Source organism: Limnohabitans sp. Rim8 (genome assembly GCF_945869175.1).
Lineage (GTDB): Bacteria > Pseudomonadota > Gammaproteobacteria > Burkholderiales > Burkholderiaceae_C > Limnohabitans_A.
Genome location: NZ_CAMBNZ010000096.1, coordinates 1 through 10,966 on the forward strand (window position 1 = coordinate 1; position 10,966 = coordinate 10,966).

10 protein-coding genes and 1 rRNA gene are annotated in these 10,966 nt (G+C 60.8%); 2 read left to right on the top strand and 9 right to left on the bottom strand.

What is annotated here, in order from left to right:
• Positions 1 to 208: flavin reductase family protein (locus Q0O19_RS12460; RefSeq protein WP_295523455.1), on the top strand; the 208-nt coding region annotated here is incomplete at its 5' end.
• Complete coding sequence (locus tag Q0O19_RS12465; protein WP_295523457.1) at positions 199 to 645, top strand: MarR family winged helix-turn-helix transcriptional regulator; 447 nt, start codon at positions 199 to 201, stop codon at positions 643 to 645. The genes Q0O19_RS12460 and Q0O19_RS12465, both read left to right, overlap by 10 nt.
• 229 nt (positions 646 to 874) lie before the next feature.
• Here Q0O19_RS12465 and Q0O19_RS12470 read toward each other — a convergent pair whose 3' ends face one another.
• The 9 genes from Q0O19_RS12470 to rrf all read right to left on the bottom strand — a co-directional run.
• On the bottom strand, positions 875 to 2,542 hold the full coding sequence (locus tag Q0O19_RS12470; protein WP_295523459.1) for a formate--tetrahydrofolate ligase: 1,668 nt from the start codon (positions 2,540 to 2,542) through the stop codon (positions 875 to 877).
• Positions 2,543 to 2,790: 248 nt separating this feature from the next.
• A complete protein-coding gene (locus Q0O19_RS12475) occupies positions 2,791 to 3,186 on the bottom strand; it encodes a RidA family protein (protein WP_019427185.1) in 396 nt (131 codons plus the stop codon).
• A gap of 50 nt (positions 3,187 to 3,236) precedes the next feature.
• On the bottom strand, positions 3,237 to 4,898 hold the full coding sequence (locus Q0O19_RS12480) for an AMP-binding protein (RefSeq protein ID WP_295523472.1): 1,662 nt from the start codon (positions 4,896 to 4,898) through the stop codon (positions 3,237 to 3,239).
• Positions 4,899 to 4,917: 19 nt separating this feature from the next.
• Positions 4,918 to 6,144 carry an acyl-CoA dehydrogenase family protein gene (locus Q0O19_RS12485; RefSeq protein ID WP_295523462.1) on the bottom strand — a complete coding sequence of 409 codons (1,227 nt, stop codon included), beginning with the start codon at positions 6,142 to 6,144 and terminating at the stop codon, positions 4,918 to 4,920.
• 3 nt (positions 6,145 to 6,147) lie between these two features.
• Positions 6,148 to 7,008, bottom strand: a complete 861-nt coding sequence (locus Q0O19_RS12490; RefSeq protein WP_295523464.1) for an enoyl-CoA hydratase family protein — start codon at positions 7,006 to 7,008, stop codon at positions 6,148 to 6,150.
• Positions 7,008 to 7,526, bottom strand: coding sequence for a MarR family transcriptional regulator (locus tag Q0O19_RS12495; protein WP_295523466.1), 519 nt, complete (start codon positions 7,524 to 7,526; stop codon positions 7,008 to 7,010). The genes Q0O19_RS12490 and Q0O19_RS12495 overlap by 1 nt, the downstream gene beginning before the upstream one ends.
• On the bottom strand, positions 7,523 to 8,323 hold the full coding sequence (locus tag Q0O19_RS12500; RefSeq protein ID WP_295523468.1) for an SDR family NAD(P)-dependent oxidoreductase: 801 nt from the start codon (positions 8,321 to 8,323) through the stop codon (positions 7,523 to 7,525). Before Q0O19_RS12500 ends, Q0O19_RS12495 begins: the two co-directional genes overlap by 4 nt.
• A complete protein-coding gene (locus Q0O19_RS12505) occupies positions 8,323 to 10,656 on the bottom strand; it encodes a bifunctional salicylyl-CoA 5-hydroxylase/oxidoreductase (RefSeq protein ID WP_295523470.1) in 2,334 nt (777 codons plus the stop codon). The genes Q0O19_RS12500 and Q0O19_RS12505 overlap by 1 nt, the downstream gene beginning before the upstream one ends.
• 204 nt (positions 10,657 to 10,860) lie before the next feature.
• Positions 10,861 to 10,966, bottom strand: a 5S ribosomal RNA gene (rrf, locus tag Q0O19_RS12510); the annotation flags it as partial.

Sequence of the window (10,966 nt, forward strand, 5' to 3'; positions counted from 1 at the left end):
TTACACGCTGGGCGAGTCGGGTTTGCCCATTTTGGACGGGGCGTTGGCATGGTTTGAATGCCACAACCGCAGCCGACACGAAGAAGGCGACCATGTGATTTTTGTGGGCGAGGTGGAGCGCTGCGGCTTCAGCGATGGCAGGCCACCGCTGGTCTACCAAGGCGGTCAGTTCAGTTCGACTGCACCTTTGCACAAAACATGGCTATGACCACCGAGCCAGGCTTTGTCGACGACTACCTGGCCTACCTGCTGGCGCGTGCCAGCCATTTGATTTCAAGCGAATTCCATGCAGTGGTCGAGGCCAGTGGTCTCTCCCTGATGGAGTGGCGCGTCATGGCCAGCCTGTCGGGCAAAGACAGTTTGAGCATCAACGAACTCGCCAGCATCGTGCTGGCCAAACAACCCACCGTGACCAAGCTGGTGGGCCGCATGCAAGACGCCGGGTGGGTCAAGCGCTCCGACGCAGCACACGACAAACGACAAAGCCTGGTGAGCCTCACGGCCGCAGGTCGGCGCAAAGTGCAGCCCCTGCTCAAGCAAGCCAAAGCGCACGAGACGCAGGTGGTGTCTGCTTTGGGCTCAGCCTCGGCGCATCAACTCAAGCTCATGTTGGAGAGCTTGATAGCAGCGCATGGCAGTGCCTGAGCGCGCAAGGGCACAGCCAAAATTTTGGATTTAGGTCTGGGTGAACCATTTATTGCCAATCTCTGCGGCAAATAGGTATGGCTAAGTCTCAACTGAGGAGGTTGGCCAATGTCTACTTGCTGGCAAGACGTCTCGATGAAGTTGCCCTGGCATGCGTCAATTCAATTGACAACGTCAGTTAGATTCCCGATGGTCGTCAGGCGATTGCCGTGTGTTTGATTGAAACCCGTCAGAACAGGCCCTCGATCTGTCCCCTGGCGTTCAGACGTATGGAGTTGGCCGATGGCACTTTGGGCAAGCCCGGCATGGTCATGATGTCGCCGGTGATGACGACGATGAACTCGGCACCCGCCGAGAGCCGCAGTTCGCGGACAGTCACGATGTGGCCGCTGGGTGCGCCTAGTAGGGTCGGGTCCGTCGAGAACGAATACTGTGTCTTGGCCATGCACACCGGCAGGTGGCCGTAATGGTCCTGCAGTTCGTTGAAGCGGTTTCGCACCGCGGCATCCGCCGCGATGTCGGCAGCACCGTAAATCTCGGTCGCAATCAGGCGGACCTTGTCCCAAAGCGGCAGGGAGTCGGGGTACAGCGGCTTGAAATCGGCCTTGCCGCTGTCCGCGACGTCTGCCACGTGGCGTGCCAAGGCTTCGATGCCTTTGCCGCCCTCGGCCCAATGCGTGCACACGAAAGCTTGGGTTCCCGCATCCTGCGCTGCCTGCATGACCGCCTGAAGCTCGGCGTCGGTATCGGTGATGAAACGGTTGATGGCGACCACCGGCGCCACACCGAATTTGCGCACGTTGTCGATGTGGCGGCGCAGGTTCGCGCATCCGCGCTGTACCGCCTCCACGTTCTCGCCTTTGAGATCGTCCTTGGCCACACCGCCATGCATCTTGAGCGCTCGCACCGTGGCTACGATGACCGCCGCATCGGGTCGCAGGCCGGCCTTGCGGCACTTGATGTCGAAAAACTTCTCTGCGCCGAGGTCAGCGCCGAAACCCGCTTCGGTCACTACGTAATCGCACAGCTTGAGTGCGGTCCGGGTGGCTAGCACCGAGTTGCAACCGTGTGCGATGTTGGCAAACGGCCCGCCATGCACGAAGACCGGGTTGTTCTCAATGGACTGGACCAGGTTGGGCATTAAAGCGTCTTTAAGCAGCACAGCCATGGCTCCGTCGCCGCCGAGCTGCCGGGCTGTTACCGGTACACGCTCACGTGTATAGCCAACCACAATGTTGCCGATGCGCCGCTCCAGGTCACTCAGGTCGGTCGCGAGGCAGAAGATGGCCATCACTTCGGAAGCCACCGTGATGTCGAAACCGTCCTCGCGCGCAAAGCCGTTAGCGACCCCACCCAGCGAATTGACGATCGAGCGCAGCGCGCGGTCATTCATATCCATGGCGCGGCGCCAGGCGATGCGACGCGAGTCCAGCGCCAGCGCGTTACCCCAGTAAATGTGGTTGTCAGTCAGCGCGGCGAGCAGGTTGTGCGCCGAAGTGATGGCGTGGAAGTCGCCGGTGAAATGGAGGTTGATGTCCTCCATCGGCACAACTTGAGCATAGCCGCCGCCAGCCGCACCACCTTTGATACCGAAACACGGGCCCAGCGACGGTTCGCGCAGGCAGCTCATCGCCTTCTTACCGATGCGGTTCAGGCCGTCGCCCAGGCCTACGGTTGTGGTCGTCTTGCCTTCACCGGCCGACGTCGGGCTGATCGCGGTGACCAGAATGAGCCGGCCATCTTTTCTGCCTTCGAGCGTGCGGATGAAATCCATCGATACTTTGGCCTTGGTCGGGCCGTACTGCACCAGGGAGTCCACCGGAATGCCGAGTTGAGCGCCGATCTCTGCAATTGGCTTCAAAGTCGCATCGCGCGCAATATCGATGTCGGAGCGCAAGGTGGTGCTTGGTGTTTGCATGATGTGTAAATCCAGCTAGGATGCATTTGAGTATGTCATGAGCGCGTTGGTCCTCCGTATCGGGGAATCCCTGCATCCGAAGACACGAAGACTCTTCCGATGGCGTCACTCTTGCAAGACAGGCCATCGTTGTAGAGCTCTTTCTACTGGACTGCTAACGGGTGGTGTCACATAGGCGATTATCGATCTAGGACCTCTGCAGCTTCTCCCGCAGTCCTTGTTTTAGCTCACTCCGGCACCACCGCTGTCACTTCAATTTCAACTTGGGCGCGGTCTTCCACCAGATCGGCCACTTGCACCAGCGTCATGGCGGGGTAGTTCTTGCCGATGACTTCTTGGTAGACCTTGCCCAGCTCCCTGCCGCGTGCGAGGTATTCCTTTTTGTCTTTGACGTACCAGGTCATGCGGGCCATGTGCTGTGGGCCTGCGCCTGCACAGGCCAGGGTGTCAACGATGTTTTGCAGGGCCTGGCGGCACTGGGCCACAAAGTCGTCGGTCTCGAATTGGGCTTGGCCGTTCCAGCCGATCATGCCCGCGACGAACACCATCCGGCCACGCGCTTCGATGCCATTGGCATAGCCTTTGGCGGGAGCCCAGCCTTCGGGTTGCAAGACGTTGAACATGATTTTTCCTTTAGCAATTGGGAACAGCGCTGAAGATCTGTTCCGCAAAATTATTTGTTGACTGAAATTTGACGCAGTTTGAAGCGCTGCAGCTTGCCGGTTTCGGTGCGGGGCAAGGCGTCTAAAAAAATCACTTTGCGCGGGTACTTGAACGGTGCGATGGTTTGTTTGACGTGCTCTTGCAAGGCTTTTTCCATGGCCGCATCGCCCATATGGCCGGGCTTGAGCACCACACAGGCCTGCACGATGTGGCCACGGTCTTCGTCGGGCATGCCGACCACGCCGCACTCGGCCACGGCCGGGTGTTGCAGCAAAGCGCCTTCAACCTCGGGGCCTGCGATGTTGTAGCCGGCCGAGATGATCATGTCGTCGTTGCGGGCCTGGTAGCTGAAGTAGCCGTCGGCATCCATGACAAAGGTGTCGCCGGGCAGGTTCCAACCGTCTTTCACATAGTCCTGTTGGCGCGGATCGGCCAGGTATTTGCAGCCCGTGGGGCCACGCACCGCCAAACGCCCCACCACGCCGGGCGGCACGGGCTGCATGTCGTCATCGACGATTTGCGCCACATAACCAGGTACCACTTGGCCGATGCTGCCCGCACGCACCTGTTGGCCCGCGCTGGAGATGTAGATGTGGATCACCTCGGTGCCGCCAATGCCGTCGGTCATCTCGATGCCGGTGGCTTGCTTCCACAACTGGCGGGTGGCGTCGGGCAAGGCCTCGCCTGCCGACACCGGTTGCTTGAGACTGCTCAGGTCATGCTGCCCCGCCATCGTCGCCATTTGGCGGTACAGGGTGGGCGCGGTGTAGCACTGCGTAGCGCGGTATTTGGCCACGGTCTGCAGCAAGGTTTCGGGTGTGTGCTTTTCCAGCAGCACGGTGCTCGCGCCATAGCGCAGCGGAAACGCCAGCAGACCGCCAAGCCCAAATGTGAAAGCAATCGGCGGTGTGCCGCAGACAACGTCGTTTTCAGTCATGCGCAGGATGTGGCGCGGGAACAGGTCGCACATGGCCAGCACATCGCGGTGAAAGTGCATGGTGCCCTTGGGCTTGCCGGTGGTGCCGCTGGTGAATGCGATCAGGCACACGTCATCGCGGCTGGTGGCGTGCGGGGTGTACGCACAGTTGTGCCTCTGCATGCGCTGCTCAAGCCCCTCGGCCACTTCACTGCGGAACATCACGCTCTGTTTCAGGCAAGGCACATGGCTGGCGTGGCCGGGTGTCATGCAGTGCTGCAGTTCGTCGGCCAAGAGGCTGTCGCACAGCGCGGCGCTGACTTGCGCCTGGTCGAGGATCTGCGCCAACTCGCCCGCACGCAGCAGCGGCATGGTGGGCACCGCCACCAAACCGGCCTTGAGCGCGCCGAGCAAACAAGCGGCCATCATGGGGCTGTTGCCGCCGCGCAGCAAAATGCGGTTGCCGGGCACGAGGCCCATGTCGTGCGTCAAAACCTGGGCGATGCGGTCGGTTTTGTCTTGCAACTGCGCATAGCTCCAGCTGAAGTCGCCCCCGCCTGTGTTGAAGTCGCTCACGCCGTGCAGCGCGATGCGATCTCCCCGGCCTTCGCGTACATGCCGGTCCACCAGTTCCACCGCGCAGTTGAGTTGGTCAGGGTAGTTCAGCTCGGGCAGGTCGGACATGAACACGGGCAGCTGGTCTTTGGGCGGCAGCCGGTCGCGCGTAAAGCAGTCGGTGTGGTTGCTGGGCAGCAAGGTGTTCCAGTCGCTCATGTCAACCTTTCAACAAGTCCTTGCCAATGATCAGCTGCTGCACTTCGGTCGCGCCTTCGTAAATTCGCAGCGCCCGAATCTCGCGGTACAGCGACTCGACCATCACGCCTTTTTTGACGCCCATGCCGCCGTGCATCTGCACGGCCATGTCGATGATTTGTTGCGCGTTTTCGGTGGCGGTCATCTTGGCCATGGCCGCTTCGCGGGTGATGCGTGCGCCTTGGTCGCGCAGCCAAGCGGCGCGGTAGGTCAAGAGCGTGGCGGCATCGAGCATTGTCGCCATCTGCGCGATCTTGGTTTGGGTGATCTGAAAGTCGCCCAAGCTTTGGCCAAACATCTTGCGTGAACGCGCCCAAGCGATGGACTCGTGCAAGGCACGCCGCCCAAAACCCAAAGCCGCTGCAGCCACCGACGTGCGGAACACATCGAGCGTGGCCATGGCCACTTTGAAGCCTTGGCCTGCCTCGCCAATGCGCTGCGATGCGGCCACCTTGCAGTTGTCGAACTTGAGCGTGGCCAGCGGGTGTGGCGCGACGACGTCGATGCGCTCTTCAATCGTCAAGCCGGGCGTGTCGGCATCCACAACGAAGGCCGTGATGCCCTTGGCACCCCGGCCAGGGGTACCCCCCAAGCCTTCGCCAGGCGCTTCGCCCGTGCGGGCGAACACCACATAAAAGTCGGCGATGCCGCCGTTGCTGATCCAGGTCTTGCGGCCATTGATCACATAGCCGTCCGCCGTGGCGGTGGCGCTGCACTGCATGGCAGCCACGTCAGAGCCGGCCTCGGGTTCGCTCAAAGCAAAGGCCGACAAGGCTTGGCCTGAGGCCACGCGAGGCAGGTAGCGCTGCTTTTGGTCAGTCGAGCCCATGAGGCTGAGGGCCCCTGTGCCCAGGCCTTGCATGGCAAAAGCAAAATCCGACAGGCCGTTGTGAAAAGCCAGCGTCTCGCGCAGCAGGCACAACTGGCGTGTGTCGATCACGTCTGACGCTGCACCGTAGGCTGTGCCGGACACCGCATGCTTGAGCCAACCGCCGTCTCCCAGCAGGCGCACCAGGCGGATGCATTCGGCGTCGACCGCGTCGCGGCTTTCGTCGTGGTGCGCATGGGCCAAGTGTTCATTGCACCAGACATCCAGCCGCACTTTGAAGCCGCGGTGGCTGTCGTCAAAGAAAGGCCAATCGAGTTCTGCGGGGTGCTGTGTTGGGTGTAGTGCGGGGTTATTGGACATGGCTCAGTCGCCTTCAAAAATGGGCGTTTGCTTGGCCACAAAGGCGTGGTACGCCCGGTGGAAGTCGTTGGTGGCCATGCAGATGGCCTGCGCCTGAGCCTCAGCCTCGATGGCTTCGTCAACACCCATGTTCCATTCTTGTTGCAGCATTTTTTTGGTGATGCCGTTGGCAAAGGTGGGGCCCGCCACCAGTTGGGCGGCCATGGCCTGCGCGTCGGCCAGCACGGTATCGGCCTCGCACACCCGGTTGTAAAAACCCCAGCGCTCGGCCTCCAGCGCACCCAGGCCACGCCCGGTGAACAGCAACTCGCTCGCACGGCCCTGGCCGATGATGCGCGGCAAGAGCGCACATGCACCCATGTCGCACCCGGCCAAACCTACCTTGTTGAACAAGAAATACGTCTTGCTGCGCTCGGTGCCATAGCGCAGGTCGGACGCCATGGCCAAAATTGCCCCAGCCCCGGCGCATACACCGTCGATCGCGGCGATGATGGGTTGTGGACAGGCACGCATGGCCTTGACCAGATCGCCCGTCATGCGGGTGAAGGCCAGCAGGCCCGGCATGTCGAGTTGGGTGAGCGGGCCGATGATTTCGTGCACATCGCCACCCGAACAGAAGTTGCCGCCTGCACCCGTGATGACCACCGCGTGCACATCAGGCGCGTAAGGCAATGCGCGGAAGAAATCGCGCAGTTCCGCGTACGAGTCAAACGACAAGGGGTTCTTGCGCTCGGGACGGTTCAGGCTGACGGTGGCAACCCCTTGTGAAACGTCGAGGAGGAAATGCTCTGGCTTGTACCCCGCCATGGGCTGGTTGTGGCGTGGCAGTTGGTGCGGCTCACCGCGCAAAAAGCGTGTACTCATCATGTCTCCTGAATAAATTCTTTGTGGGGTTGTGCAGGGGTCCCAATGGAGGGGCCGGATTTCAAAATGCCCAGCAGTTGATGCAGCTGTGTTTGTTGTTGTTCGGCCAGCGGTAACAACAGTTCGACAACCCAGCCCTCGTGGGCCTGCGCCATGGCCGCGAAAGTGCTGCGCCCGGCATCGGTCAAGCTGACCGTATAAGAGCGGCGATCACTGGCTTGCATTTGCCGTTGCACCAATTGTTCTTTTTCCAGCTGATCGACGATGGCTGTGACGTTGCCGCCCGTGACCATCATGCGCCGCGACAGCTCGCTCATCGACAGTCCTTGCGGCTCGCGCTCCAGTTGCGCCATCAGGTCAAAGCGTGGCAGCGTGATGCCAAACTGCTCGCGCAGTCGCTGGCGGATCGTGTCTTCAATGCGGGTGGTGGCCGACAACAGGCGCAACCACAGGCGCAAAGAGGCATGGTGGTCGGCGTGCGCACGCACTTCCATGTCGGTGTCTTGCCGTGCGCTCATCCTGCCAACTCCCCGCCGTCAATCGCAATCGCTTGCCCGTTGATCGCGTCGCTGCCAGCAGCGCACAGCCACAGCACGCTTTGCGCGACTTCTTGAGGTTGCACCAGGCGCTGCTGCGGGTTGCCTGCGGCCAAGGCCTGACGCGCTTGCGCTTCACTCTTGCCGGTTTTGCCCACGATGTTTTGCACCGCTTCACGCACGATGTCGGTCTCGGTGTAGCCGGGGCAAATGGCGTTCACGGTCACGCCCTTGCGCGCCAATTCGAGGGCCAGCGCCTTGGTCAGACCCACCACACCATGCTTGGCCGCCACATAGGCGCTCACATAGGCGTAGCCCTTGAGGCCGGCTGTGCTGGCGATGTTGATGATGCGCCCGGGCGTGCCCGCCTGCACCCCTTCAAGCATGCCCGGGAGCACCGCCTGAATGCAATGGTATGTGCCCGTGAGGTTCACGTTGAGCATCTGCTGCCACAGCGCCGCATCGGTTTTGGCAAAAGGCGCGCTGTGTGCCTGACCGGCGTTGTTGACCAAGATGTTCACCGGGCCAAAGCGCGCCTGCGCCTGTTGCACCGCAGCTTGCACGGCGTGCTCGTCGGCCACGTCCATGGGTGCGATCAAGACGGCCACATCGGGGACCAGTGCGTGCAGGGCTTCGGCCTGGGTTTGCAGTTTGTCCTGTGAGCGGCCGCAGAGCGTGAGTCGGCAGCCCGCTTGGGCCAGTTGCAGTGCGATGGCCGCGCCAATTCCTGCACCCGCGCCGGTGATGAGGGCATGACGGTCTTGGAGTTCAGTGGCCATCAATCCCCCTTACTCGCGGTCTGCTGGGCACGCTCTCGTGCAAAACCCGCTTCGAGCTGCGGCTTGCCCGACACGTAGGCACGCGGCCAGGCGATGTCTTTGAAGCCAATGCGCGCGGCTTCGGTCAGTGTCCAGGCCGGGTTGGCCAAGTGTGGGCGGGCCACGGCGCACAGGTCAGCGCGGCCAGCGGCGAGGATGCTGTTGACGTGATCGGCTTCAGAAATGGCACCGACTGCGATGGTTGCGATGCCGGCTTCTTGTCGGATGCGGTCGGCAAACGGGGTTTGGTACATGCGGCCGTAGGTGGGCTTTTGCATGGCGCTGACCTGGCCTGACGAGCAGTCGATCATGTCGGCACCAGCGGCCTTGAAGGCGCGTGCGATCTCGACCGCGTCGGTGGGCGTGATGCCGCCTTCGACCCAATCGTGCGCCGAAATACGCACCGACATGGGCAGGTCCTGCGGCCAAGCGGCCCTTACAACTGCAAACACTTCAAGCGGGTAACGCAGGCGGTTGGCGAGCGAGCCGCCGTACTCGTCGATGCGCTGGTTGGTGAGCGGGCTGATGAAGCTCGACAGCAAGTAGCCGTGGGCGCAGTGCAACTCCAGCCAATCAAACCCAGCTTGGACAGCGCGCAGGGTGCTGGCCACAAACTCGGCCGTGACGCGGTCCATGTCGGCGCGGGTCATGGCGCGGGGCACATCGCCGTGCGGCAAATAGGGCTGAGCAGAGGCCGCCATCAATGGCCAGTTGCCCTCGGCGTCATCGGCCGGCACAGGCTGGTCCATGCCCGTGCCTTGCCATGGGCGGCAGGTGGAGCCTTTGGGTCCGGCGTGGCCGATCTGCAGGCCGATCTTGGCGTCAGACTTGGCATGCACCCAGTCGGTGATGCGTTTGAAATCGTCGGTCTGTGCATCGTTCCATAAGCCTGGGCAGCCGTGGGTGATGCGACCGTCGGCACTGGGTGCGGTCATCTCGACCATCACCAGCCCGGCACCGCCCATGGCACGCGCGCCCAAGTGCACCAGATGGTCGTCGCCCACGTGCCCATCAAGGGCCATGTACTGCGCCATGGGCGAGACGACAACGCGGTTCTTGAGTGTGACGGAACGTTGCGTGTAGGGCGTGAACATCGGTGGACGAACCCCGGGTCTGGCTGTGCGCCCAGCGAACCAAGCCTCGTAGCCCTCCAGCCAAGCCTTGTCCCGCAGTCTCAAATTCTCGTGGCTGATGCGTTGGCTGCGGGTGAGCATCGAGTACATGAACTGCTCGGGTTCGAGCTGATCGCAATAACGCTCGCCGCACACCTCGAACCATTCCATCGCGTTCCAGGCGGCGTTTTGCAGGCGGATCACGTCTATCTCGCGCACAGCTTGGTAGTGCTTCAGCACTTGCGGTATGCGGTCAGCGGTATCGCCAAGGTCTTTGAACTGACGCACCAACTCAATCGCGTCTTCCAGTGCCAGCTTGGTGCCCGAGCCAATTGCAAAGTGCGCGGTGTGCACCGCGTCGCCCATCAGCACCACATGGCTGTTGCCATTGAAGTGCGACCAGTTGGCGCATTTGACCCGCTGAAAATTCAACCAGGCCGAGCCACGAAGGTGCCGGGCATTGGTCATCAACTTTTCGCCCTGCAGGTTCTTGGCAAAGAGCTTTTCGCAGAAGGCGATCGACGCGTCTTGGTCGGCTTTGTCCAAGTCGTGCGCCAGCCAAACGTGCTCGGGGCACTCAACGATGAAGGTCGACGTCAGGTTGTCGAATTTGTAAACGTGAGCTGCGAACCAGCCGTGCTCGGTCTTCTCGAACAAAAAGGTGAAGGCGTCGTACTGCCGATGGGTGCCCAGCCAGATGAAGCGATTGGGTCGCGTGACGATGTCTGGCTTGAACACGTCTGGAAGTCGACTTCGCACACGCGAATTGACGCCATCGCTGGCAATGATGAGGTCTGCGTCAGGAAAGTCCAGATCCGAATTCACATCTTGTTCAAACATGAGCTTGACGCCCACTTGCTCGCATCGCTCTTGCAGAATGTTGAGCAACTTTTTGCGACCAATGCCCACAAAGCCATGACCGCCTGAGCGGATCACGCGGTCTTTGAAGTGCAGCTCAATGTCATCCCAATGGTTGAAGGCTTGCTCCACCTCTGCTGCGGTTTCTTTGTCCCACTCGCGCATGTTTTCCAGCGTTTGGTCCGAAAACACCACACCCCAACCAAAGGTGTCGTAGGGCTTGTTGCGTTCGACCACGATGATGTCATGGTGAGGGTCGAGCTTTTTCATCAACAACGCAAAGTACAAGCCCGAGGGACCGCCACCAATGCAGACAATATTCATATTCGTTCTCTTTGCTATCGACCACACAGGCCATTGATTCAGGCCTATATATTTTAAACCTCAAGTATTTAATCAAATGAAGACATGGTCAATCGGGGAGTAACCCGTAGAGAACACAAAAAATGGAGGAGGGTGCGATGAAGAAATGCTTCGCACAAAGCAAAACGCCCCACCGTAAGGTGAGGCGCTTTGGTGCTGTTAAAAGCCTGACGATGTCCTACTTTCACACGGGAATCCGCACTATCATCGGCGCTAAGTCGTTTCACTGTCCTGTTCGAGATGGGAAGGAGTGGGACCAACTTGCTATGGT